Annotated in this window: 22 protein-coding genes; 15 read left to right on the top strand and 7 right to left on the bottom strand. The window is 71.1% G+C overall.

Features of this window, described 5'->3' with window-relative positions; translation table 11 throughout:
- Positions 1–21: 21 nt before the first annotated feature.
- The 4 genes from HB662_RS03945 to hemC all read right to left on the bottom strand — a co-directional run bounded on the left by HB662_RS03945 (position 22) and on the right by hemC (position 4510).
- Entirely contained in the window at positions 22–1293 is a 1272-nt protein-coding gene (locus HB662_RS03945) for a heme biosynthesis HemY N-terminal domain-containing protein (RefSeq protein ID WP_168047323.1), read from the bottom strand.
- A 10-nt stretch (positions 1294–1303) separates the two neighbouring features.
- Positions 1304–2584 carry a hypothetical protein gene (locus HB662_RS03950; RefSeq protein WP_168047325.1) on the bottom strand — a complete coding sequence of 427 codons (1281 nt, stop codon included), beginning with the start codon at positions 2582–2584 and terminating at the stop codon, positions 1304–1306.
- 119 nt (positions 2585–2703) lie between these two features.
- Positions 2704–3474 carry a uroporphyrinogen-III synthase gene (locus tag HB662_RS03955; protein WP_168047327.1) on the bottom strand — a complete coding sequence of 257 codons (771 nt, stop codon included), beginning with the start codon at positions 3472–3474 and terminating at the stop codon, positions 2704–2706.
- A 7-nt stretch (positions 3475–3481) separates the two neighbouring features.
- Positions 3482–4510, bottom strand: coding sequence for a hydroxymethylbilane synthase (gene hemC / locus HB662_RS03960; protein WP_168047329.1), 1029 nt, complete (start codon positions 4508–4510; stop codon positions 3482–3484).
- A gap of 85 nt (positions 4511–4595) precedes the next feature.
- On the opposite strand from hemC, the gene tsaD reads away from it, so the two are divergent.
- The 6 genes from tsaD (at position 4596) to HB662_RS03990 (ending at position 8839) form a co-directional block, all read left to right on the top strand.
- Complete coding sequence (gene tsaD, locus HB662_RS03965) at positions 4596–5642, top strand: tRNA (adenosine(37)-N6)-threonylcarbamoyltransferase complex transferase subunit TsaD (RefSeq protein ID WP_171970207.1); 1047 nt, start codon at positions 4596–4598, stop codon at positions 5640–5642.
- Between the two features lie 79 nt (positions 5643–5721).
- Positions 5722–6183 (top strand): MarR family winged helix-turn-helix transcriptional regulator, encoded by a 462-nt coding sequence (locus HB662_RS03970; protein ID WP_168047333.1) that lies wholly within the window; start codon positions 5722–5724, stop codon positions 6181–6183.
- A gap of 46 nt (positions 6184–6229) precedes the next feature.
- Entirely contained in the window at positions 6230–6631 is a 402-nt protein-coding gene (locus HB662_RS03975; RefSeq protein ID WP_168047335.1) for a DUF1398 domain-containing protein, read from the top strand.
- A gap of 103 nt (positions 6632–6734) precedes the next feature.
- Positions 6735–6953, top strand: coding sequence for a YMGG-like glycine zipper-containing protein (locus tag HB662_RS03980; protein WP_168047337.1), 219 nt, complete (start codon positions 6735–6737; stop codon positions 6951–6953).
- Positions 6954–7010: 57 nt separating this feature from the next.
- Positions 7011–7838: a 23S rRNA (adenine(2030)-N(6))-methyltransferase RlmJ gene (locus HB662_RS03985; RefSeq protein ID WP_168047627.1), complete on the top strand. Its 828-nt coding sequence runs from the start codon at positions 7011–7013 to the stop codon at positions 7836–7838.
- An 11-nt stretch (positions 7839–7849) separates the two neighbouring features.
- Positions 7850–8839, top strand: a complete 990-nt coding sequence (locus HB662_RS03990; protein ID WP_168047339.1) for an NAD(P)H-dependent glycerol-3-phosphate dehydrogenase — start codon at positions 7850–7852, stop codon at positions 8837–8839.
- A 48-nt stretch (positions 8840–8887) separates the two neighbouring features.
- On the opposite strand, the gene HB662_RS03995 is transcribed toward HB662_RS03990, so the two are convergent.
- Positions 8888–10600: an N-acyl-D-amino-acid deacylase family protein gene (locus tag HB662_RS03995; RefSeq protein ID WP_168047341.1), complete on the bottom strand. Its 1713-nt coding sequence runs from the start codon at positions 10598–10600 to the stop codon at positions 8888–8890.
- A 107-nt stretch (positions 10601–10707) separates the two neighbouring features.
- On the opposite strand from HB662_RS03995, the gene HB662_RS04000 reads away from it, so the two are divergent.
- The 9 genes from HB662_RS04000 to HB662_RS04040 all read left to right on the top strand — a co-directional run bounded on the left by HB662_RS04000 (position 10708) and on the right by HB662_RS04040 (position 20770).
- Complete coding sequence (locus HB662_RS04000; protein WP_168047343.1) at positions 10708–12291, top strand: ABC transporter substrate-binding protein; 1584 nt, start codon at positions 10708–10710, stop codon at positions 12289–12291.
- Entirely contained in the window at positions 12291–13301 is a 1011-nt protein-coding gene (locus HB662_RS04005) for an ABC transporter permease (RefSeq protein ID WP_168047345.1), read from the top strand. Before HB662_RS04000 ends, HB662_RS04005 begins: the two co-directional genes overlap by 1 nt.
- Positions 13298–14173 carry an ABC transporter permease gene (locus tag HB662_RS04010; RefSeq protein ID WP_168047347.1) on the top strand — a complete coding sequence of 292 codons (876 nt, stop codon included), beginning with the start codon at positions 13298–13300 and terminating at the stop codon, positions 14171–14173. Before HB662_RS04005 ends, HB662_RS04010 begins: the two co-directional genes overlap by 4 nt.
- Positions 14170–15141: an oligopeptide/dipeptide ABC transporter ATP-binding protein gene (locus tag HB662_RS04015; protein ID WP_168047349.1), complete on the top strand. Its 972-nt coding sequence runs from the start codon at positions 14170–14172 to the stop codon at positions 15139–15141. Before HB662_RS04010 ends, HB662_RS04015 begins: the two co-directional genes overlap by 4 nt.
- Positions 15138–16127, top strand: a complete 990-nt coding sequence (locus tag HB662_RS04020) for an ABC transporter ATP-binding protein (RefSeq protein WP_168047351.1) — start codon at positions 15138–15140, stop codon at positions 16125–16127. The genes HB662_RS04015 and HB662_RS04020 overlap by 4 nt, the downstream gene beginning before the upstream one ends.
- A complete protein-coding gene (locus HB662_RS04025) occupies positions 16120–16845 on the top strand; it encodes a class II aldolase/adducin family protein (RefSeq protein ID WP_168047353.1) in 726 nt (241 codons plus the stop codon). Before HB662_RS04020 ends, HB662_RS04025 begins: the two co-directional genes overlap by 8 nt.
- Positions 16846–16927: 82 nt before the next feature.
- Positions 16928–17959, top strand: coding sequence for a putative 2-aminoethylphosphonate ABC transporter substrate-binding protein (locus tag HB662_RS04030; protein WP_168047355.1), 1032 nt, complete (start codon positions 16928–16930; stop codon positions 17957–17959).
- Positions 17959–19065, top strand: a complete 1107-nt coding sequence (locus HB662_RS04035; RefSeq protein ID WP_168047357.1) for an ATP-binding cassette domain-containing protein — start codon at positions 17959–17961, stop codon at positions 19063–19065. The genes HB662_RS04030 and HB662_RS04035 overlap by 1 nt, the downstream gene beginning before the upstream one ends.
- Positions 19058–20770, top strand: coding sequence for a putative 2-aminoethylphosphonate ABC transporter permease subunit (locus HB662_RS04040; RefSeq protein WP_168047359.1), 1713 nt, complete (start codon positions 19058–19060; stop codon positions 20768–20770). Before HB662_RS04035 ends, HB662_RS04040 begins: the two co-directional genes overlap by 8 nt.
- On the opposite strand, the gene HB662_RS04045 is transcribed toward HB662_RS04040, so the two are convergent.
- Positions 20771–21775, bottom strand: coding sequence for an aldo/keto reductase (locus HB662_RS04045; protein WP_168047361.1), 1005 nt, complete (start codon positions 21773–21775; stop codon positions 20771–20773). It abuts the gene before it with no gap.
- 70 nt (positions 21776–21845) lie between these two features.
- On the bottom strand, positions 21846–23147 hold the full coding sequence (locus tag HB662_RS04050) for an NtaA/DmoA family FMN-dependent monooxygenase (protein WP_245185390.1): 1302 nt from the start codon (positions 23145–23147) through the stop codon (positions 21846–21848).
- Position 23148 lies beyond the last annotated feature (1 nt).

The raw sequence follows: 23148 nt of genomic DNA on the forward strand, positions 1-23148 counted from the left end.
GGGAGCTCTAACCCACCGCCCCTACCCCACCGTCGCCGGCAGGGTCTGCGGGCTGGCCCAGTTGATGGTGCCGACCGCCTGGCATTTCGGGCAGACCGGCGCCCATTGCTCCTGGTCCGTACCGCAGGATGCGCAGCGCCAGCGCGGCTCGGGCGCGGCGGTGGCGGCCTGGCGCAGCCAGCGGGCCTGGGCGGCGCGGCCTTCGGGCGTCTCGCCGTGCTCCGCCTCCTCCAGGTCGCTCAGCGCCAGGAAGGCGCGGCGATCGGCATGACCGGAGGCGACCAGTGCGTCCAGCTCCTGCCGCGCCCGGCCGGTCAGCCCGGCCTCCAGCGCCGCGCGGCCGACCAGAAGCCGGCTTTCGGCGTGGCGCGGGCTACCTTTCACCAGCATCTCGGCGGATTTCATCCGCGCCAGCGCATCGACATCGTCATGAAGATAATCGAGCGCCAGGTCCGGATGCGGCTGCGCCGTCCAGGCCTGTTCCAGCACGGCCTTGGCGCGGCGCGGGCTGCCGCCCTCCTTCAGCCGCCGCGCATGCGCCAGCGCCACCGGGGCGAAGGCCGGATCGGCGGCGAAGCCCTGGCGTTCCAGCTCGGCGGCCCGGGTCACATCCGGCTCCTGCCCCGCGGCGGCCAAGGCGAGTGCGGCCTGGCCGGCGCCGGGCGGAGCGAGGGTCAGCGCCTCGCGCCAATCGCGCATGCGCAGCGCCAGCGTCTCGCGTTCCTGGCGTAGCCAGGCGGCGCCGGGCTGGGCGGCCTCGGCCTCCCGCGCCAGACGCTGGGCGGCGGGCCAATCCTCGCGCTGGATCGCCTGCCGCAGCAGGCCACGCAGGCCGAGGAAGCGGGCATCGGGCATCGCGGCGAGTTGGCGGAACACCTCCGTCGCCGCCTCCTCCCGCCCCGCCAGCCTTTCGGCCTCGGCGGCCAGCAGCAGCGTCTGCGGCGTGTCTCCCAGGCCCTTGCGGGCGCGCTTCACCTCGATGCGCGCGGCGTCCGGCGTACCGGCGGCCAGCGCCACCAGCGCGCGGGTCAGCGCGGCATCGCCCTCGCCGCGGCGGCGGGCGGCCCTGCGGTCGCGCATCCGGCCCGGCAGGCGTCGCAGCGCGGAAAAGAACACCAGCAGCAGGTGCAGCAGCAGGAACAGCACGGCCAGCAGCAGCAGCGCCACCGGCAGGCCGACCAGCACCTCCGCATCGCCGACGCGGATTTCGACCGCGCCGCCGACCTGGGCGATCCACAGGATGCCGGCGATGCCGGCGGCGAGAAGAACCAGATAGATCAGGGCGCTGCGCATGATCCGGCCCTCAGCCCGCGGCCAGGGAGCGGAGCGCGGCGCGGGCGGCGATCAGCGCCTCCGCCTGCGTGACCCAGGGCTGCATCGCCGCCTGCGCCGGCGGCGAAAGGCGGCGCAGCGGCGGCAGGCTGCCTTCCAGGTCGCCAGCCTCCAGCGCGCGGCGGGATTTTTCGATTTCCGCGGCGGCGGCATCACCCCACAGAACCTCCTCCCCACGCCGCACGGTCACCAGGCTGGAGAGGCGCGAGACGGCGGAATCGAGCACGCCCTGGCCCTCACGCGCCGGGTCGCTGGCGGCACGGGCGGCGCGGGCCGCATCCTCGAAGGTCAGGCGCAGCCCCGCCTCGGTCGGCGGCGCGGATTCGGCGAAGCGGGTCAGCGCACCGGGCGGGTCACGCAGCGTGGACAGTGCGCCGCCCAGCGGCTGCCCGGCTTCCAGCGCGGCGCGCAGCTGGTCCAGCGTCGCCAGGCGGCCGGCGCGGCCTTCCAGCGCGGCGAGGCGCTGCGCCTGGCCTTCCAGTTCCTGGATGCGCTGCGCCTGCGCGTTGATCTCGGCCCGGCGCTCGGACAGTGCCGATTCCAGCGCGGAAAGCCGCTCCGTAAGACGGGTCTCCAGGGCGCCGATCCGCTCGCTCGCCTGCGATTGCGCCTGTTCGGCGGTGCCGAGGCGCGTTGCCAATTCGCGGGCCACGCCCTCGATGCGGGCGGAGCTGGCGGTGGCGCGGGCTTCCTCCTGCCGGATCGCGGCCTCGGCGCGCTGCGCCAGTCCATCGACGCGCTGACCGAGCGACTCCACCACCGCACGCGGTGCGAGATTCTCCAGCGCGCTCCGCGGCGCGAGGCTTTCCAGCGCGCTCCGCGGCGCGAGGCTTTCCAGCGCGCTCCGCGGCGCGAGGTCCTCCAGCGCGCTCCGCGGCGCGAGGTCCTCCAGCGCGCTCCGCGGCGCGAGGCTCTCCAGCGCGCTCCGCGGCGCGAATTCGCTCGTATCCACCGCCGGCCTCGCCGCGGCTTCCCGCGCCGCCTGCTCGGCGGCTGCGAGGCGTGATTCCAGCGGCGCGAGGTCCGGGGCCGCCCGTCCCTCCAGCGCCGCCAGCCGCGATTCCAGCTCCGCGACCTGGCCGGCCGATGCCGCGTTCGGCGTGCGGGCGGCCTCCTGCGGCAGCGGCCGGGCCAACAGCCAGATGACGGCACCCACGAGCACGATGGCCGCGACCAGGATGGGCAGGGCGGCCGGGTCCAGGCGGAAGCGGCGGAGCCGCTCGGCGAAGGAAGGGGGCGGGGTCTGGCTCATGGGTCTCCTGGCGCGGCTAGGGCATTTTCAGCCCCGGCGAAGCCACCGGAGACGGCTGAAAATGCAACAGAACAAAGGTCCAGGGCCGCCCTGCCATGCCGGAGCATGACGGAACAGCCTTAGGGTCTGGCTACCCGGTCCCGCGGAGCGGGGCCGAGCAGCGCCAGCAAGGCATTCTCGGTCGGCCGCGCCGCGACGCGCAGGTCACGCCATTGCAGCGGGGCAAGCGCCGTCCGGGCTGCTTCCGCAACCCGGGGGCTGATCACCAACGCCGCCATCCGCGCGATCGTCTCCGCATGCCCGGCCTTCCGGAACAAAGTGATGGCACAGCCCGCCGACCGAGGCGAGTGGAACAGGATTCTGGCCGGCGCGTCGCTGGCCTGCGGATCGGCCAGCGCCGCCAATACCGGCGCGGGCAGTGCCAGGGCAGGCCGCGCGGCATAGGCGATGCGGCGCAGCACGCCGAAGCCGCGACCACGCAGATCGGCCGCCAGGTCCAGCGCATAGCCCTGCCCCACCAGCAGCAGCAACGGCCCCGCCTGCGGGTCCAGCCGCGCCGTGGCGAGCCGGGCGAGGTCCGCCGCCGTGCCCTCTGCCGCCTCGGCCTGCGCCCAGCCGGCCGCGCGTGCCGCCTCCGCCGTCGCCTCCCCCACCGCCAGCAGCGGCAGATCGGCGCAGGGCTGCTCCTTGGGGGGTGGCAGGGCACGGGCGGCGGCGCGGCTGGTCAGCAGCACGGCCTGGCAGGGCGGCAGGGCGAAGCGGCGCGGCGCCAGCACCAGGGCGGGTGCCAGCAATGGCCGCCAGCCCAGCGCTTCCAGCCGCGCGGCGGTCTCCGCCCCGCCCGGCTCCGGGCGGGTCACCAGGACCGTGGGGGAGTCGGCCGGTGGCAAGAAGCTGTCAGGCGAAGATGTCGGCGGGGCTGTCGCGGCGCAGGCTCTCGCCCAGTTCCCGGCCGAGCGCCGCCGCCTCCGCCACCGCGCCCAGGGCGCTGCGCTTCAGCAGGAACGACCCGTCGGCGCGGGCCACCAGGCCGGTCAGGTGCAGGCGGCCATCGCTCAGCAGCCGGGCATGGCCGCCGATCGGCGTGCGGCAGGACCCGTCCAGCGCCGCCAGCAGGGCGCGTTCGGCCTGGCTGACCGCCGCCGCCTCCCGGTCCTCGATGGCGGAAAGCAGCTCGTGCAGTTCCACATCATCCGCCCGCACCGTGACGCCGACGATGCCCTGGCCGGCGGCCGGCACCATCGCATCCGGGTCCAGGATGACGGAGGCTCGGTCCTCCATCTCCAGCCGCCGCAGTCCGGCGAGGGCCAGCAGAGTCGCCGCCGGGCCGCCTTCCGCCGCCAGCTTCGCCAGCCGGGTCTGGACGTTGCCGCGGATCATCTCGATCCGCAGGTCGGGCCGCCCATGCAGGATCTGGCTCTGCCGGCGGACGGAGGCAGTGCCGATCACGGCGCCGGCAGGCAGCGCGGCGAAGGGGTCGGAGGGGTCCGGCGTGCCGCAGCTCGGGCCGAGGATCAGCGCGTCCCGCGCATCCTCCCGCCGCAGGGTGCAGGCCAGGACGATGCCGGGCGGCAGTTCCGTCTCCAGATCCTTCAGGCTGTGGACGGCGAAATCAATCCGGCCATCCAGCAGCGCCTCATGGATCTCCTTGGCGAACAGGCCCTTGCCGCCGATATCGGCCAGGCGCTTGTCCTGGATCCGGTCGCCGGAGGTGGCGATGGCATGTTCCTCGAAGGCCTTGGCATCGCGCAGCACCGGGCAGAAGCGGGTGATGATCGACAGGAAGTGCCGCGTCTGCCACAGCGCGAGCGGCGAGCCGCGGGTGCCGACGCGGAGCGGCAGGCTGCGGAAATGCGGCCGGATGGGGTTCGGCGCCTGGCGGGCATGCGGCCCGTCATAGGGCTGGGCAGGATGAACGGCGGACATGCCGCCTATTAGGCCCCACGGGCTGACGTTGAAAGATCCGGCGTTGAAAGATGCGGCTGATGAAGGGGTCGGGATGATGGAGCCGATGCGAAGCCTGCAAGACGACGAATTGGTGCTCGGACTCGAATCCTCCTGCGACGAGACCGCCGCCGCGATCCTGCGCGCCGATGGCACCATCCTGGCCGAGGCGGTGCTGTCCCAGCTCGCGGAACACACCCCCTATGGCGGCGTAGTGCCGGAGATCGCGGCGCGGTCCCACCTGGCGCATCTGCCGGCGCTGGTGCGCCGCGTGCTGGACCAGGCCGGCACCACCCCCGCCGGGCTGGCAGCCGTGGCGGCGACGGCCGGGCCGGGCCTGATCGGCGGGCTGATCGTCGGGGCCACATTGGGGAAGGGCATCGCCATCGCCCAGGGCATCCCCTACCTGGCCATCAACCACCTGGAGGGCCACGCGCTGACGCCGCGGCTGCCGGGGGTGCATCCGGGCGGATTGGCCTTCCCGTACCTGCTGCTGCTGCTGTCGGGGGGGCATTGCCAATGCGTGCTGGTGGAGGGGGTGGGCCGGCATCGCCGCCTGGGCACCACGCTGGATGACGCGGTGGGCGAGGCCTTCGATAAATCCGCCAAGCTGCTCGGCCTGCCCTGGCCCGGCGGGCCGCATCTGGAAAGGCTGGCGGCCACAGGGGATGCGAAGCGGTTCACCCTGCCGCGGCCGCTGCTCGGCCGCGCCGGCTGCGACTTCTCCTTCAGCGGATTGAAGACGGCGGTGGCGAATATCGTGGCCAAGGGGCTGGACCCGCAGGGCCGCGCCGATCTCGCCGCCGGCTTCCAGGCCGCCGTCTCCGCCACCCTGGCCGATCGCGCGGCGCATGCGCTGGCGATGGCCCCGGGGGCGACGGCGCTGGTGGTCTCCGGCGGCGTCGCGGCCAATCAGGGGATCAGGACCGCCCTGGCCGGGGTGGCGGCCCGCGCCGGGCTGCCGCTGGTGGCGCCACCGATCCGGCTATGCACGGACAATGCGGTGATGATCGCCTGGGCCGGGATCGAGCGGCTGCGGGCGGGGCTGACGGAACCGCTGGACCACGCACCCCGGCCGCGCTGGCCGCTCGGGGAGCTGGTCGCGGCGGGCTGAAGCCGGGAGCCGTGCCGGGAGACATATAGTTGACAAGGAAACTTCCGGGAGATAGTTTCCTTCTCAACAAGGATTGCCCATGTCGCCCACCCCGCCCCCTTCCGACCTCCACGACCATCTCGGCTACTGGCTGCGAATGGTCTCGAACGCCGTCTCCCAGGACTTCGCCCGGGAAATCGAGGGCCAGGGCGTGACGGTCGCCGAATGGGTCTTCCTCCGCGCGCTCCACGACGCGGATTGCCTCGCGCCATCCCTGCTGGCGGAGCGGATGGGCATGACCAAGGGCGCGATCTCCAAGCTCGCCGATCGCCTGTCCGAGAAGAAGCTGGTGCAGCGCGCGCCCAATCCGGAAGACGGGCGGGGACAGATGCTCAGCCTTACGCCTGCCGGCCGCGCCCTGGTGCCGGAACTGGCGCGAATCGCCGACGGGAACGACGCCGCCTTCTTCGACACCCTCGCCCCGGCGGAGCGGGACCATCTCGGCGCGCTGCTGCGGAAGATCGCCCGGGCGCACGAACTCACCAGGGCCCCCGTCGACTGACGTCGAAGGCGGCCCCGCACCTCAGCCAATGGACAAGGAGAGCGCCATGGACGCGCAACGGATCAGCCTCGCGCAACGCTGCCTGGATGCGGCCTATGACCGGACGATGTCCTTCCCGGAGATCATCGGCACCCTGGTCCAGGCGGGCTTCGAGGGCTATGCGACCGATTACCGCCGCAATACGACGACCTATTTCCTGCCGGATGGCGACAGCGCCGTGCTGCAGAACCGCGCCTGCCCGGACGAGGTTGCGGCGGTCTTCGACGGGGCGGGCGTGGCGGCGCAGATCCGCTGGGCGCAGTCCGACGCGCCGGATTATGCCTATGCGGCGTTCTGCGAGAAAGTGAAGGCACTCGGCTGTGCCGGCTACATCGTCTCCTTCCTCGGGCGCCGGGTCCTTTACTACGGGCGGACGGCGGAGACGCATGTCGAGCATTTCCCCCGCTAGGCCGAGGCACCCGCGGCAGAACCATTTCGATCCGCTCCGGAGCGCCGGAACCTCCCTCCCTCCCACCGCGTTCCCCGAGTAGGACCACATTGGAGGACGCCGCATGACAATGATCCCTCGCCTCGCCGCCGCCCTGGTTCTGACCGCCGCCGTCGCCGCATGCGGCCAGACGCCCGGTCAGCGCGCAGTTTCCGGCGGCCTGCTTGGCGCCGGCACGGGTGCCGCCGTGGGCTCCCTCTCCGGCAATGCCGGCACCGGCGCGCTGATCGGTGGCGGCGTGGGTGCCGTGGGCGGCGCCGCGACGGCGCCCCGCCGCTACTAAGCCGTTCCCTGCTACGGCGGGTTGCGCCGCCCCACCGGTGGCGCTACCCGCTGCGGCGTGAATTACCGACACGCCTTTCACGCCGGCAACGCCTGCGACGTCGCCAAGCACGCGCTGCTGGTGGCGCTGCTGCAGGCCCTGCGCGGCAAGGACAAGCCGTTCCGGGTGCTGGACACCCATGCCGGTCTCGGCAGCTATGTGCTGGCCTCCACCGAGGCGGAGCGCACCGGCGAATGGCGCCAGGGCATCGGCCGCGTCGCCGATGTCACCGAAGGCCCGCTGGCGGACTACACCGCCCTGGTCCGCGCCGCCGGTTTTCCGGACATCTACCCCGGCTCCCCCGACCTCGCCCGCGCTATGCTGCGGCCGGATGACCGCCTGGTGCTGTGCGAGCTGCACCCGGAGGACCACGCCACGCTCCGCGCCCGCTACAGCCGTGACCGCCAGGTCGCCGTGCATCTGCGCGATGCTTGGGAGGCGGTGGAGGCGCTGACGCCCTTTCCCGAGCGCCGCGGCCTGGTCCTGATCGACCCACCCTTCGAGCAGCCCGGCGAGTTCGAGCGTTGTGCCGCCGCCCTCGCCCGGCTGCGCCACCGTTTCCGGGCGGGCATCATCGCCGCCTGGTATCCCATCAAGCACCGCGCCCCGGTCCGCGCCTTCCACACCGCGCTGCGCGATGCCGCCGTGCCGGACTGCATCACCGCCGAGCTGCTGCTGCGCGAACCCACCGACCCCACCCGGCTGAATGGCTGCGGCCTGCTGGTCGCCAATGCGCCGCACGGCTTCGCCGAACAGGCGGAGGCCATCCTGTCCGCGCTGCTGCCGCATCTGGCGGCCGGTGAGGCGGGGGCGGCCGTCCTGGTCCAGCGCATCACCCCGGAATAGGAAGCCTGGCCATGGCGCGCGCCAATCGCATCGCGATCCTCGGCGCAGGCGCCTGGGGCACCGCGCTCGCCCTGCAGGCGGCGCGCGCCGGCAATGTGGTGGCGCTGTGGACGCGCGACGCCGCCCGCGCCGCCGCCATGGCGGAGGCGCGGGAGAATGCGCGCTACCTGCCCGGCCAGCCCCTCCCCGCCGCCATCACCGTGACCGCCGATGCCGCCGCCGCGCTGCAGGGCGCCGCCTTCGCCCTTGCGGTGGTGCCCGTGCAGCATCTGCGCGGCGTGGTCGCCGCCCTGCCGCCCGGCGGCTGCCCGCTGGTGGTCTGCGCCAAGGGGGTGGAGCGCGGCTCGCTATGCCTGCCGCTGGAAATCCTGGCGCAGCTTCGCCCGCAGGCGCATGCCGCCGTGCTCTCCGGCCCGAATTTCGCGCATGAAGTGGCGCGCGGCCTGCCGGCGGCGGCCGTCATCGCCAGCCGCGACGCGGCGCTGCGCGGGCTGGCGGCGGATCTGCTCGGCACTTCCGGCTTCCGCCTGTATGGCGGCGACGACCCGCTGGGCGTGCAGGTCGGCGGCGCCGCCAAGAACGTGATCGCGATCGCGGCCGGCGCGGTGATCGGCGCCGGGCTGGGGGAGAATGCGCGTGCCGCGCTGGTCACCCGCGGCCTGGCCGAGCTTTCGCGCCTGGTGGTGGCGCTGGGCGGGCGGGCGGAGACGGCGGCGGGGCTTTCAGGCCTGGGCGACCTGCTGCTGACCACGACCGGGCCGGGCAGCCGCAACACCTCGCTCGGCATGGAACTGGCGCGCGGCACGTCGCTGGAAGCTGTGCTCGCCAGCCGCGCCGGGGTGACGGAGGGGGTGGAGACGGCGCCCGCCTTGGTGGCACGCGCCGCCGCGGCGGGGGTTGAACTGCCGGTCTGTGCCGCGGTGGCGGATCTGTTGGCCGGAGGGCTGACCATCGATGCGGCGATCGGCCGCCTGCTGGCCCGGCCGCGGCGGGACGAGTAGGGGGCGGCCTGCCCCCTTTCCCCACCCCCCGGCCGGGGGAGACTGGCTTCAGGCCCGGACCAGCTTGCCCGGGCGCGCGCCCGTCTCCTGCCCGCGTTCCATGATCGGCTGGCCCGACACGATGGTCATGTCGTAGCCCTCCACCCGCTGCACCAGGCGACGGCCACCGGCGGGCAGGTCGTAGATCATCTCCGGGTGGTGCAGGCGCAGCGCCTCGAAATCGATGACGTTGACGTCCGCCTTCTTGCCGGCCTGCAGCCGGCCGCGATCGGTCATGCCGAAGAAATCCGCCGTCTCGCTGGTCTGCCGCTTCACGGCGAACTCCAGGGAGACACGGTCGCCCCGCGCGCGGTCGCGCACCCAATGGGTCAGCATGAAGCTGGGCATGGAGGCGTCGCAGATCACGCCGCAATGCGCGCCGCCATCCGAAAGCCCGTTCACCGTATGCGGGTGCAGCATCATGTCATGCACGACGGACAGGTCGCCGCCGACATAGTTCACCACGGGGAAGTACAGCATCCGCCCGCCATCATCGGCAGTCAGGTAGTCGTAGCAGAAGGCCGCCGGGTCCTGGCCGGCCTTGGCGGCGAGCGCCGCGATGGAACGCTCCGGCGGCGGCTCGTAGTCCGGCGGATCGCCCAGGGCGAACATGTTGTCCCAGCGCGTCGCGATCTGCCGCGACAACGGCGGCACCACATGCAGCAGCCGCGCGGAGGCTTCCTCCGCCAGGATCTTTTCCCGAACCGCCGGCTCCCGCAGTTTCGCGAGCTGTTCCTTCGGCGGCAGCGCGGCCAGCTCGTGGAAACCCTCGCGCAGGGCAAAGGGGTTCAGGGACGTCGTCAGGCCGAGGATCAGCCCGACCGGGCGGCAGGCCACCTGCGCGGATAGCGGCAGGCCATCGGCCCGCGCCGCATCCACATTCGCCATCAGCCGGCGCCAGCGCTGCGGGTCGTAGTTACGATCCGTCAGCAGGAACCACACCGGGCGGCCGGAGATGGTGGACAGCTCCCGCATCCAACGGAAGTCAGCCGCCTCATCCTCGAAATCCGACAGCATGCCGAAGGTGCCGCGGCCGGCGCGGCCCATGGCGCGGCCGATCGCCAGCAGTTCCTTCTCCTCGGCATAGCGGCCGGGCACCAGGTCGCCGGTCGGCGTCTTGTGCTGGTCGGTGCGGGAGGTGGTGAAGCCGAAGGCGCCGGCACGGAGCGCATGCTCCGTCAGCGTCGCCATCTCCTCCATGTCATCCGCCGTGGCGGCCTGGCGGTTCAGCCCGCGCTCGCCCATCACATAGACCCGCAGCGGGTGGTGGGCGATCTGCGCGCCGATATCGATGGTGCGCGGCATGGAGCCGAGCACATCCAGATATTCCGGGAAGCTCTCCCAATTCCACTTCAACCCCTCGGTCAGGGTGATGCCGGGAATATCCTCCACCCCTTCCATCAGGTCGATCAGGGCCTTGTGGTCGCGCTTGCGGACGGGCGCGAAGCCGACGCCGCAATTGCCGAACAGCACGGTGGTGGCGCCATGCCAGACGGAAGGCGCCAGCACCGGGTCCCAGGTGGCCTGGCCGTCGTAGTGGGTGTGGACGTCGACCCAGCCGGGCGTCACCAGCCGGCCCTCCGCCGGCACATCGCGCCTGGCCGGGCCCGCCTTGCCGCCGACCTGCGTGATGTGGTCTCCGTCGATCGCCACATCCCCGGTGAAGGCCGGCTGGCCGGTGCCGTCGACGATGGTGCCGCCGCGGATGACCAAATCGTGCATGGGAAGCCTTTCTGCCTGGCGCGCCCTGGAAGGGCACTTGCATCCCAGTCTTGATATATTTGCCGGAAGCGGTGTCAATGCGCGCGGGGCGAACGGGGACCGAATTGATGACCATTGAACGGCGCGACCTTCTGCTGGGCACCGCGGCACTGGCCGCGGGATCGTCGCTCGGCGCCCCCGCGGTGCTGGCACAGCGCGGCGGCCGGACCCTGCTGCTGGCCGCGCCCGGCGCGCCGGAAGGGTTCGACGGCGACGCGCTGCGCCCCGGCACCCAGGAAACCGTGGTGCAGGTCTATGAGGGCCTGACCCGCTACGGCCGCACCGAACGCGATGGCCGCCCCTATCTCAACCCGGACGTCATCGAGGGCCATCTGGCCGAAAGCTGGACCAGTTCCGAGGACGGCAAGAGCTGGGTCTTCAAGCTGCGACCGGGCGTGAAAAGCTTCTACGGCAATGAGCTGACGGGCGAGGATGTGGAGTGGAGCTGGGCGAAGTCCTTCGCGCAGCGCCGCACCGGCAACTTCATCGCCAACGTCGCCAACGTCACCGCCGTGAAGGCGAAGTCCCGCTACGAGGTGGAGTTCACGCTTTCCGCCCCGAGCCTGATCCTGCTCTCGGCGCTGACGCTGTACGTGCCCGGCATCTACGACTCGACCGAGGTGAAGAAGCACGCGACCACGGAGGACCCCTGGGGCCTGAAGTGGATGGAAACCCACACCGCGGGCTTCGGCGCCTACCACCTGGATTCGGTACGGTCCGGCGAGCAGGCGGTGTTCATCGCCAACCCGAACTACTTCCGCGAGCAGCCGCACTTCAACCGCGTGATCTTCCGGGCCGTCCCTTCCGCTGCATCCCGCATCACCCTGCTGCGCGGCGGCCAGGTGCAGTGGATCCATCGCCCGCTGCTGCAGCAGGTGGCCGAGCTTCGCGCGGATCGGCGGGTGAAGACGCAGGACAGCTTCGGCCGCACCATCTCCTCGCTGCGCATGAACCTGCGCTTCCCGCCCTTCGACAACAAGCTGGTGCGGCAGGCCTTCAACTATGCCGTGGACAAGCAGGCGCTGATTCAGGGCGTGTTCTTCGGACTGGCCGAGCAGGCCCGCTCCATCATCCCGCCCATCGTCGCCGGCTACGACCCCAGCGCCTTCAAATACGACCACAATCCGGAGCAGGCGAAGGCGCTGCTGGCGCAGGCCAATTTCGACTTCAACCAGGATGTCGAGATCCTCTACAGCCAGATCTTCAACTGGGAGGAGGCGCTGTCCATCCAGGTGGCCTCGCAGCTGCAATCCATCGGCGTGAAGGCCCGCGCCGTGCGGATCAGCGACAGCGACATGCGCGCCCGCGGCGCCCCCGCCCGGCAGGACATGCCGTTCTTCGCCTTCGAGGATGGCGGCATCGTGCTCGACCCGGTCTACACCACCTATCTGCTGGCGCATTCGCGCGGCGTCTCCAACCGCGCCCGCTTCGCCGACCCGCGCATGGATGCGCTGATCGATGAGGCGCGCACCAGCCTCGACGTGCCGCGCCGCAACGAGCTGATGCGCCAGGCCCAGGCGCTGTGGATGGAGGAGGCGCCCTGGATCGCCACCGTCTATCCGAGCGTGTGGGAGGCGATGGCACCCAACATCTCCGGCTGGTGCCCGCATCCGGATGATCATGAGCGCTGGTACGACCTGAAGGTGGGCTGATGACCGGGCTTCTCGCCCGGCGCATCCTGCTGGTCGTGCCGCTGCTGGCGGTGATCCTGCTGTTCACCTTCCTGCTGGTGCGGATCAGCGGCAGCGATCCGGTGGGGCTGCTCGCCGGTCCCACCGCGACGACGGAGGAAATCGCGCTGGTCCGCGCCTCGCTCGCCTTGGACCAGCCGATCTGGGTGCAGTTCGGCGTCTATTTCGGCAAGGTCCTGCAGGGCGATCTCGGCAATAGCTGGCTGAGCAACCGGCCCGTGCTGGCGGAAATCCTGGACCGCGCGCCGGCGACCATCGAACTGCTGTTCTGGGGCGTGCTGATCGGCGCCGGCCTCGGCATTCCCGCCGGTCTGCGCGCCGCCCTGCGCCCCGATGGCGGCTTCGACCAGGTCACGCGCTTCCTGTCGCTGCTTGGCTTTTCCGTGCCGACCTATTGGCTCGGCCTGATCATGCTGTTCGTGTTCTTCTACCTGCTGGGCTGGGCGCCGCCGGGCATGGGCCGCATCGACCTGTTCCTGACGCCACCGGACCGCATCACCGGCAGCTACCTGATCGACGGGCTGCTGGCCGCGGATTGGGAAGCCGCCGGATCCGCCTTCGGGCAATTGGTGCTGCCGGTGCTGTGCGTGGCGATCATCTCCGCCGCGCCGATCATCAAGCAGACACGGGCGATCGCGCTGGAGGTGCTGGCCTCGGACTACATCCGCTACGCCCGCGCGCAGGGGCTGCCGCATAGGCAGATTCGCGCCATGGCACTGCGCAACAGCATGACGCCGATCGTCACCTTCATCGGCACGGAGATCACCGGGCTGGTCGGCACCACCTCCCTCATCGAATACGTCTTTGCCTGGGGTGGCCTCGGGCAATACGGGCTGTCGGCCATCATCGCCGGGGATTTCGCGGTGGTGCAGGGCTATGTGCTGGTGCTGGCGCTGTTCTCCGTGATCGTCTTCCTGGTGGTGGATGTCTTCGTCATGCTGACCGAACCACGCGCCGGGGCGGCACCATGAGCGCGACCGTCGCGCCGCCGCCACGCTGGGCGCTGCGTGTCGCCGGAATCACGCGGCGCAGCCCGACGCTGGCCATCGGTGCGGCCATCATGCTGGTCTTCGCATTGATGGCGATCTTCGCGCCCTGGCTCACGCCCTACGACCCCATCATGGCGCAGCCGCGCAACGTGCTGGCGGCACCGAGCACCGCGCATCCCTTCGGCACCGATGGCAACGGCATGGACGTGCTGTCCCGCGTCATCGCCGGCGCCGGCTGGGCCTTCGGCATCGCCATCCCCGCCGTGCTGGTCGGGCTGCTGGCGGGCGTGCCGCTCGGCCTCTACACCGGCTATCGCGGCGGCTGGCCGGATGAGATCATGATGCGCGGCTTCGATGCGCTGCGCGTCTTTCCCTCCATCATCCTGGCACTCGCCGTGGTGGCAGCCGCCGGCCCGTCGCTGCTGAACGTGGTGCTGGTGATCGGCTTCCTGGACAGCCCGGTCTTTGCGCGCGTCGTGCGGGCGGAGGTCATCGCGCTGCGCGGTTCCACCTTCGTCGAATCCGCCGTCGCCGCCGGCAATCCCACTTGGCGAATCCTGTTCGTGCATATCCTGCCCAATGCCATCCAAGGCGCCATGGCGCAGACCGCGGTGCGGGCTGCCTGGGCCGTGCGCATCTCCGCGACGCTGGCCTTCCTCGGCGTCGGCATCCAGCCGCCGACGCCGGAATGGGGCGCCATGATCCGCCAGGGCGCCGAGTATCTCGTCACCGGGCAGTGGTGGGTCGGCATCTTCCCGGGCCTGGCGCTGATCCTGATGGTGCTGGGGCTGAACATGCTGGGCGACGGGATGCAGGACATGCTCGATCCACGCCGAAAGGCCGCCACACGGTGACGCTTCTTCGTGTCGAAGACCTGCACACCCACTTCATCTCGCGCGACCTGGACAACCAGATCCGCGTGGCGCGCGCGCTGAATGGCGTGTCCTTCGCGCTGGAGCCCGGCCGCATCCTCGGCCTGGTGGGGGAGACCGGCGCCGGCAAGTCGCTGACGGCCACCTCCATCATGGGCCTGCTGCGCCCACCGGCCCGTGTCGTCGGCGGCCGCGCGCTGTTCGAGGGACGCGACCTGCTGGCGATGCCGGAGGCCGAGGTGAATGCCCTGCGCGGCCGCGACATCTCCCTGGTGGTGCAGAGCCCGAAATCATCGCTGGACCCGCTGACCCGCATCGGCGACCAGCTCATCCGCATTCATCGCGCACACCGCAAGGCCAGCGAGAAGGCGGCGCGGGAGAGGGCGGTAGAGATGCTGGCCTCGCTCGGAATCCCGGACCCGGCACGGCGCATGGCCGCCTGGCCGCATGAACTTTCGGGCGGCATGGCGCAGCGCGTGCTGATCGCTCTCGCCTTGATGAACGCGCCGCGGCTGCTGATCGCGGACGAGCCCACCACGGGACTGGATGTGACGGTGCAGGCGCAGATCCTGGACCTGCTGCGCGACCTGGTGCGGCGCACCGGCATCGGCGCCATGATCATCACACATGACCTGGGCGTGGTGGCGCATTACTGCGACGAGATGGCGGTGATGTATGCCGGCGCCATCGTCGAATCCGGCCCGGTGCGCCAGGTCTTCGCCAATCCGTCGCACCCCTACACCGCGAACCTGATCGGTGCGACGCCGGAGCGGCTGCGGCTCGGCGGGCCACGCACCGTGGGCGGCCCGCCACCCAACCTGTTCCGCCTGCCGGAGGGCTGCGCCTATCGCGACCGCTGCCCGCAGGCGGGCGCTGATTGTGCGACGCCGCCGCCGGATGTCGCGCTGGGCGCCGGGCATGTGGCACGCTGCCACCGGGTGGCCGCATGAATCCCGTGCTGCAGGTCGAGGATCTGAAGAAGCACTTCCCGGCGCAGGGCGGCCGGACGGTGCATGCGGTGAATGGCGTGTCCTTCTCCATCGCGGCTGGGGAGACGCTGGGCGTGGTCGGCGAGAGCGGCTCCGGCAAATCCACCATCGGCCGCGCCGTGATCCGCCTGCTGAAGCCCACCGCCGGCCGCATCCGCTTCCAAGGCCGCGACATCACGCATCTGCCGGAATCCGCCTGCCGCCCGCTGCGCGCCGAGATGCAGATGGTGTTCCAGGACCCGTGGAGCGCGCTGAACCCGCGCGTCCGCATCGGCGACCTGATCGCGGAACCGCTGCTGCTGCACACGAAGTCTTCCCGCAGCGAACGCCAGGACCGCGCCGAGCATCTGGCGCGGCGCGTGCGGCTGACCACCGAACTGCTCACCCGCTACCCGGCGGAACTGTCCGGCGGCCAGCTCCAGCGCGTCTGCATCGCGCGTGCCATCGCCACCCAGCCGAAGCTGATCGTGCTGGATGAACCGACCAGCTCGCTCGACCTGTCGGTGCGCGCCGGCATCCTGGAATTGCTGGCGGAGCTGAAGGCGGAGACCGGCGTGGCGATGATGTTCATCAGCCACGACCTCGGCACGGTGAAGCTGATCTCGGACCGCATCATGGTGCTGTATCTCGGCGGCATGGTGGAATACGCGCCCGCCGCGCGGGTCTTCGCGCAGCCGGCGCATCCCTATTCGCAGGCGCTGATGTCCGCGCATCTGCCGGCCGACCCGGAAGCGGTGCTGCGGCGGCATGTGCTGGAGGGCGAGATCCCCTCCCCCATCGCATTGCCGCCCGGCTGCCACTTCGCCAGCCGCTGCCCGGTGGCCGTGCCCGCCTGCCAGGAAACCGCGCCGGAGCTGCGGGCGGTGCACGGCGATGCGCAACACCAGGCCGCCTGCCTGCGCATCGCGGAAGGCGCCAACCGCATTCCGGAGACGGCGCATGGATGAGCTGAAGCGGGAGGTGCTGGCCGCCTACCACATCCTCGACACGCACGGCCAGAATGCCGGCATCGCCGGCCACCTGACCGCCCGCGCACCGGGCGCCCAGGACTTCTGGTGCCACGGCTACGGCCAGGGCTTCGAGGAAGTGCGCGCGGCGGACCTGCACAATGCCGACATGACGCTGCGCGTGCTGTCGGGCCCCGGCCGCGTCAATCCTTCCCTGGTGATCCACGCCGCCCTGTATCGCGTGCGCCCCGACATCGGCTGCGTCATCCACACCCACAGCCCGAGCGCCGTGATGCTGACGGCGACAGGCTGCGAGCTGCTGCCGCTGTTCCAATCCGCGCTGATGTTTCACGAGGATTGCGCACTGCACGCCGAGTATGAGGGCATCATCGATACGGCGGAAACCGGTGCGCTGCTGGCAGCGGCACTCGGCCCGCGCCGCGCCCTGCTGCTGGCCAACCACGGCACGCTGGTGGTCGGCCGCAATGTGCGGGAGGCGGTGCACTGCGCCATCATGCTGGACGAGGCCTGCCGCATCCAGCTCGGCGCCATGGCCGCCGCCTGCGGGCGGCCGCTGCACCAGGTGGATGCGACGACGGCCTCCGACGCCAAGCGCTTCCTGCTGTCCGACCAGGTGCTGGCACTGCGCTGGCACCATTACCTGCGCCACACCATCGCCGTGCGTCCCTGGCTGGCGGAGGAACTGGCGAAGCTGTAGCGCCGCGGCGCCATGAAACCGTCACGTGACGGCCCGTTCCGGCTGCGCCATCAAGCCGCGCGGAACGCCCGGAGCCGCCACGATGAACCGCCGCACCCTGACCGCCACCGCCCTCGCGCTGGCCTGCACCCTGTTGCCGCCCCAGGCCGAGGCGCAGCAGCGCACGCGCCTCACTGTCTACACGGCGCTGGAGAATGAACAGCTCGCCCCGTTCAAGCGCGCCGCCGAGGCCGCTGTGCCCTCGATCGAGATCGCCTGGGTGCGCGACTCCACCGGCATCATCACCGCCCGGCTGATCGCCGAGCGCCAGAACCCGCGCGCCGACATGGTGTGGGGCCTGTCCGTGTTCTCGCTGCTGCAGATGGAAGCGCAGGAGATGCTGGAGCCCTACACCCCGCAGGGCGCGGATGCGCTGCGACCGAACTTCCGTTCCGACCGCAGCCCGATGACCTGGACGGGCATGGATGCCTTCGTCTCCGCCATCTGCTTCAACACGGTGGTGGCGCAGCAGCGCAACCTGCCGCGGCCGAGCACCTGGGCGGATCTGCTGAACCCGGCCTATCGCGGCCAGATCGTCATGCCGAACCCGGCTTCTTCCGGCACCGGCTTCCTGACCGTGGCCGGCTGGCTCGGCGCGCAGGGCAATGACGCGGCCTGGACCTACATGACCAACCTGCACGAGAACATGCAGGTCTATACCCACAGCGGCAGCGCCCCCTGCAACAACGCCGCCCGCGGCGAATACGGCCTGGGCATCTCCTTCGACATGCGCGCGGTGACGCTGCGCAACCAGGGCGCGCCGATCGAGATCATCGTGCCGACCGATGGCGTCGGCTTCGACCTGGAGGCGACGGCGCTGATGCGCGGCAGCCGCAACCTGGAAGCGGCGAAGCGCCTGGCCGATTTCGCGGTCAGCCGCCCGGCAATGGAGCTGTATGGCCGCTACTACGCGCTGGTCGCCCTGCCGGGCGTGCAGCCGGCGGTGCAGAACTACCCGGCCGAGTTCGAGCAGCGCCTGGTCAGCCAGAACTTCCGCGACGTGGCGCTGCGCCGGGATGCGATCCTGCGCGAGTGGTCCGGCCGCTTCGACAGCAAGTCGGCGCCGCGGAACTGATGAGCGCGCAGCTGGCCGCGGCACCGGCGACGGACACCGCGGCCGCGGCACCGCCCTATCTGGTGGTGGAACAGGTGTCGAAGCATTTCGGCACCACCATCGCCCTGGAACGCGCCAGCCTGACGGTGGCGGCCGGGGAGTTCGTGAGCTTCCTCGGCCCCTCCGGCTGCGGCAAGACGACTTTGCTGCGCGCCATCGCCGGGCTGGACCCGGCGACCAGCGGCCGCATCCTGCAGGATGGGCGGGACATCACCTTCCTGCCGCCGGCGGCGCGGGATTTCGGCATCGTCTTCCAATCCTATGCCCTGTTTCCCAACCTGACCGTGACCGACAATGTCGGCTACGGCCTGCGCGGCCGCGCCTGGCCGGCCTCGCGCCGCACCCACCGCGTGGCGGAGCTGCTGGGCCTGGTCGGCCTTGCCGAACACGCCCGAAAATATCCGGCGCAGCTTTCCGGCGGCCAGCAGCAGCGCGTGGCGCTGGCCCGCGCCCTGGCGGCGGAACCCGGCCTGCTGCTGCTGGACGAGCCGCTCTCGGCGCTGGATGCCCAGGTAAGGCAGCACCTGCGCCAGGAACTGCGCGCGCTACAACGCCGCCTGGGCGTCACCACCGTGATGGTGACGCATGACCAGGAGGAGGCGATGGGCGTCTCCGACCGCATCGTCGTCATGTCCCGCGGCCTGATCGAGCAGATCGGCACGCCGGAGACGATCTATCGCCACCCCGCCAGCGCCTTCGTCGCCGGCTTCGTCGGCCATGCCAGCCGCTTCAACGCGGTGGTGGATGCGCCACCCGGCACGCTGGTGGCGGATGGGCTGACGCTGCCCTGCCTGGGCGCGCGGCGCATGCTGTATGGCGCGCCGGTGCAGGCCTTCATCCGGCCGGAGGATGTCGCCCTCGGCCCCACCGCCACGGCGCTGGAGGGGAATTTCGCGGCGCGGGTGATGCACCATGAATTCCTCGGCCCGGTCTGCCGCGTGACGCTGCAGGCGGGCCGTCTGCAGCTGGAGGCGGATGTGAACCCGGCCGTCGCACCCGCGATCGGGGAGGTGCTGCTGGCCGCCCTGCCAGCGGAACGGCTGATGGTGTTCCCGCGGGATGTCTGACGCCACGCTGCCTGCGCAGGCCCCCGCCCAGGCCGCCATGCAGCCCATCGTGCCGCTGGAGGCGCGGCTGCTGCGCCTCGGGCTGCTGCTGGCGCTGGCGGTGCTGGTGGCGGGGCTGGTGCTGCCGCTCGGCACGCTGCTGCTGCGCGCCTTCCAGGATCCCGATGGCGGTTTCGTGGGCCTGGCCAATTTCGCCGCCTATGCCACCACGCCCAGCCTGCGCCTGGCCGCCTGGAACAGCGTCTGGACCGCAGCGCTGACCACGGCGCTGGTGGTGCCGCTGGCCTTCGGCTTCGCCTATGCGCTGACGCGGTCCTGCATCCCGGCCAAGGGCTTCTTCCGCGCCGTGATGCTGCTGCCGGTACTGGCGCCCTCCCTGCTGCCGGCGCTGGCGCTGATCTACCTGTTCGGCAACCAGGGCATGCTGCGCGACCTGCTGTTCGGCCACAGCATCTATGGCCCGATCGGCATCATCGTGGCGCAGGTCTTCTATTGCTTCCCGCATGCCGCGCTGATCCTGGCCGTTGCGCTGTCCACCGCCGATGCGCGGCTGTATGAGGCGGCGACGGTGCTGCGCGCCGGACATCTCCGCATCTTCGCCACCGTCACCCTGCCGATGGCGCGTTACGGGCTGGTGTCCGCCTGCGTCGTGGTCTTCACCCTGGTGGTCACGGATTTCGGCATTCCGAAGGTGATCGGCGGCCAGTTCCCGGTGCTGGCGACGGATGTGTACAAGCAGGTCGTCGGGCTGCAGAACTTCAACATGGGCGCGGTGGTGGGGCTGGTGCTGCTGCTGCCGGCGCTGCTGGCATTTGCTGCGGATCGCTGGGCGCAGCGGCAGCGTAGCGGCCTGCTCTCCGGCCGCGCCGTGCCCTATCTGCCGCGGCCGCGCCGCGCCCGGGACCTGCCGCTGCTGGTGCTGTGCCTGCTGGTGGCGGGGGCGCTGGTCTCGCTCGTGGCAGTGGCGATCTGGGGCTCGCTGGTCACCTTCTGGCCGTACAACCTGGCCCTGACGCTGCAGAACTACGATTTCGACCGCTTCGACACATCGGGCTGGGCAGCGCTGTGGAATTCGGTGCGCATCGCCGCCACCGCCGCCATCTGCGGCACCGCGCTGGTCTTCACCACGGCCTGGCTGCTGGAGCGTGGGTCGCCGGGCGGGGCGGTGGCCGGCGCGGTGCGCTTCATCGCCGGCGTGCCGCTGGCGGTCCCCGGACTGGTGCTGGGCCTCGCCTTCATCCTGTTCTTCAACCACCCAGCCAATCCGCTCGGCTTCCTCTACGGCACGCTGGCGATCCTGGTGCTGAACGGCGTGGTGCATTTCTACACCGTGATGCATCTGACTGCGGTGACCGCGATCCGCCAGCTCGACCCGGAATTCGAGGCGGTGGGTGCATCCCTGAAGGTACCGGCGGTGGTGACCTTCGGGCGGGTGACGGTGCCGATCTGCCTGCCGGCGATCCTCGACATCGCCGTCTACGCCTTCGTCAACATCATGACCACGGTCTCCGCCGTGATCTTCCTGTACGGCCCGGACACCAAGCCGGCCTCCGTCGCCGTGGTGCATATGGATGAGGCCGGGCAGTCCAGCGCGGCGGCCGCGATGGCCGTGACCATCCTGGCCATCACCGCATCCGTGAAGCTGCTGCAGCTCGCCACCGGCGGGCTGGTGGCGCGCGCCACGCAGGGCTGGCGGCAGCGGTAGTCAGCGCGCCACGCGGCCTTCCAGCGGATAGGCCGGGTCGTTGTAGCCGGGGGTGGAGGGGTGGCCGGCAGCGACCAGCCCATCCACCAGCGCCTCATCCTCCGCCGAAAAACGAAAATCCAGCGCGCCGATGTAGCCCGCCCAATGTGCCTCCGTCCGCGGTCCGACGATGGCGCCGGTGACCAGGCGGTTGTGCAGCACCCAGGCGAGGGCGAATTGCCCGGCGCTGATCCCCCGCTCCGCCGCGCGCGCCGCCATCTGCGCGGCAATGCGCAGGCTTTCCGGGCGCCACTCCGTCTCCATCATGCGCTTGTCCTGGCGCGCGGCGCGGGTGCCTTCCGGCGGCGCCGCATCCGGCTTGTACTTGCCGGTCAGCACGCCGCGCGCCAGCGGCGAATAGGGGAAGACGCCGAGGCCGAGTTCGGCGCAGGCCGGCAGGTGCTCCACCTCCACCATCCGGTTCAGCGCATTGTACAGCGGCTGGCTGACCACCGGCCGGTCGATGCCCGCCAGATCACACAGCCGGCAGATTTCCGCCACGCGCCAGGCGCGATGGTTGGAGACGCCGAAATGCCGGATCTTCCCCGCGCGGACCAGGTCGGCCATGGCGCGCACGGATTCCGCCAGCGGCGTGCGATGATCCTCCTTGTGCCAGTACAGGATATCGATGCAGTCCGTGCCCAGCCGCTTCAGGCTGGCCTCGACGGCGAGGAAGGCGTAGCGCCGCGACAGCCCGCCGCCATTCGGCCCGGGCATCACCGGGTTGGCCAGCTTCGTCGCCAGCACCCACCAGGCGCGATCGGCGGCGATGGCGCGCCCCACCACCTCCTCCGACGCGCCGCCATTATAGCCATCCGCGGTGTCGATGAAGTTGATGCCCTGGCCGCGCGCCGTATCGATGATGCGGCGGCTCGTCGCCTCATCCGTGGCGCCACCGAACATCATGGCGCCGAGGCAGAGCGGCGAGACGCGCAGGCCGCTGCGGCCCAGATTGCGGTATTCCATGGCGTTTCCTTCCCTGCCGGCGGCCGGCGCAGACCTTCGGGCCATTCGGCCCTGCGGTCATCGGACGGCCTCACCCCGGATTGTGCAAATTCTCCCGCAATGTAGCGCCGGCATAGGCGGTGCGGAACAGGCCGCGGCGTTGCAGTTCCGGCACCACCATGGTGCCGAATTCCTCGAAGCTGGTGGGGAAGGTGGTGGGCGGCAGGATGAAGCCATCGCAGGCGCCGGACCGGTACCAATCCTCGATGATATCGGCGATCATCATGGGCGTGCCGGCCGTCAGGTCGCGCGGGCGGCGCACGGCCTCGGCGAAGCTGATGCCCTTGGCCTTGGCCACCTGCATCATGCGGTCCCGGTGGCCCTGGACGCCCTGGTTGCCGCCCTGTCCCTCGATCGCCTCCGGCGTCTCCAGCAGGCTGAGATCGGCCGCGACGGCCCAGGAACTGGCGGCGAGCACCAGCTCCGGATCGGCGAGGGAGGCGTAGAGCGCCGCCTTCTCCTTCGCGATCGATTCCGTTTCGCCGATTACCAGTTGCAGGGTCGGCAGCACGGCGCATTCGTCGGGATTGCGGCCGATCGCTTCCATTCGCCCGCGGATGTCGCTGCGATAGGCGATGGCGGCGGCCTTGGTCGCCGGCGAGCAGAAGATCATCTCCGCCCAGCGCGCCGCGAATTGCCGCCCGCGCTCGGAGGAACCGGCCTGCATGATGACGGGCCTCCCCTGCGGGCTGCGCGGGATGGAGAGCGGTCCGCGCGAGGAAACATGCTGGCCGGCATAATTGGCGTAGCGGATCTTCGTAGCGTCGGCGAAGACGCCGCTGGCCTTGTCGAGCACCAGCGCATCCGCATCCCATCCATCCCACAGCGCGCAGCAGGCTTCCAGGATCTCATCCGCGCGGTCGTAGCGCGTCTCCTTCGGCGGCAGTGATTCGGGGCCGCAATTCTGCGCCTCGAACTCCCGCGCCGTGGTCACCACGTTCCACGCCACGCGCCCCTTGCTGATCAGGTCGAGCGAGCCCAGCGCGCGGGCCAGGTTGTAGGGATTGTGGAAGGTGGTGGACAACGTGGCGCCAAGGCCGAGATGCTGTGTGACGCGCGCCATCAGCGGCAGCACCACCATCGGGTCCAGCATGCTGGTCTGCCCGCCGCGCCCCGCATAGTCCGCGAAGTGATTCTTGTAGTTGTCCGGCAGGCCGAGCCCATCGGCGAAGAAGCAGGCGTCGAAGCAGGCCGCCTCCAGCACGCGGGCGATATGCTCGTAGCGGGACGGCTCGAACAGGTCGTGCAGCGTCGCCGTCGGGTGGCGCCAGCTTCCGGGGTAGCTGGCACTCGGCCCGGTCTTCAGATAGGCGACCAGGTGCATCTTCTTCATC

The sequence above is a fragment of the Falsiroseomonas frigidaquae genome (genome assembly GCF_012163145.1).
Lineage (GTDB): Bacteria > Pseudomonadota > Alphaproteobacteria > Acetobacterales > Acetobacteraceae > Falsiroseomonas > Falsiroseomonas frigidaquae.

Excerpts from the sequence above, each read along its gene's own strand:
- HB662_RS03995 (WP_168047341.1), bottom strand. The coding sequence starts at position 10,600 with ATGCACGATTTGGTCATCCGCGGCGGCACCATCGTCGACGGCACCGGC.
- HB662_RS04000 (WP_168047343.1), top strand. The coding sequence starts at position 10,708 with ATGACCATTGAACGGCGCGACCTTCTGCTGGGCACCGCGGCACTGGCC.
- HB662_RS03990 (WP_168047339.1), top strand. The coding sequence starts at position 7,850 with ATGGCGCGCGCCAATCGCATCGCGATCCTCGGCGCAGGCGCCTGGGGC.
- HB662_RS04045 (WP_168047361.1), bottom strand. The coding sequence starts at position 21,775 with ATGGAATACCGCAATCTGGGCCGCAGCGGCCTGCGCGTCTCGCCGCTC.
- HB662_RS04020 (WP_168047351.1), top strand. The coding sequence starts at position 15,138 with ATGAATCCCGTGCTGCAGGTCGAGGATCTGAAGAAGCACTTCCCGGCG.
- HB662_RS03945 (WP_168047323.1), bottom strand. The coding sequence starts at position 1,293 with ATGCGCAGCGCCCTGATCTATCTGGTTCTTCTCGCCGCCGGCATCGCC.
- HB662_RS03950 (WP_168047325.1), bottom strand. The coding sequence starts at position 2,584 with ATGAGCCAGACCCCGCCCCCTTCCTTCGCCGAGCGGCTCCGCCGCTTC.
- HB662_RS03970 (WP_168047333.1), top strand. The coding sequence starts at position 5,722 with ATGTCGCCCACCCCGCCCCCTTCCGACCTCCACGACCATCTCGGCTAC.
- HB662_RS04050 (WP_245185390.1), bottom strand. The coding sequence starts at position 23,147 with ATGAAGAAGATGCACCTGGTCGCCTATCTGAAGACCGGGCCGAGTGCC.
- HB662_RS04005 (WP_168047345.1), top strand. The coding sequence starts at position 12,291 with ATGACCGGGCTTCTCGCCCGGCGCATCCTGCTGGTCGTGCCGCTGCTG.
- hemC (WP_168047329.1), bottom strand. The coding sequence starts at position 4,510 with ATGTCCGCCGTTCATCCTGCCCAGCCCTATGACGGGCCGCATGCCCGC.
- HB662_RS04035 (WP_168047357.1), top strand. The coding sequence starts at position 17,959 with ATGAGCGCGCAGCTGGCCGCGGCACCGGCGACGGACACCGCGGCCGCG.
- HB662_RS03975 (WP_168047335.1), top strand. The coding sequence starts at position 6,230 with ATGGACGCGCAACGGATCAGCCTCGCGCAACGCTGCCTGGATGCGGCC.
- HB662_RS03980 (WP_168047337.1), top strand. The coding sequence starts at position 6,735 with ATGACAATGATCCCTCGCCTCGCCGCCGCCCTGGTTCTGACCGCCGCC.
- HB662_RS04010 (WP_168047347.1), top strand. The coding sequence starts at position 13,298 with ATGAGCGCGACCGTCGCGCCGCCGCCACGCTGGGCGCTGCGTGTCGCC.
- HB662_RS04025 (WP_168047353.1), top strand. The coding sequence starts at position 16,120 with ATGGATGAGCTGAAGCGGGAGGTGCTGGCCGCCTACCACATCCTCGAC.
- tsaD (WP_171970207.1), top strand. The coding sequence starts at position 4,596 with ATGCGAAGCCTGCAAGACGACGAATTGGTGCTCGGACTCGAATCCTCC.
- HB662_RS04040 (WP_168047359.1), top strand. The coding sequence starts at position 19,058 with ATGTCTGACGCCACGCTGCCTGCGCAGGCCCCCGCCCAGGCCGCCATG.
- HB662_RS04030 (WP_168047355.1), top strand. The coding sequence starts at position 16,928 with ATGAACCGCCGCACCCTGACCGCCACCGCCCTCGCGCTGGCCTGCACC.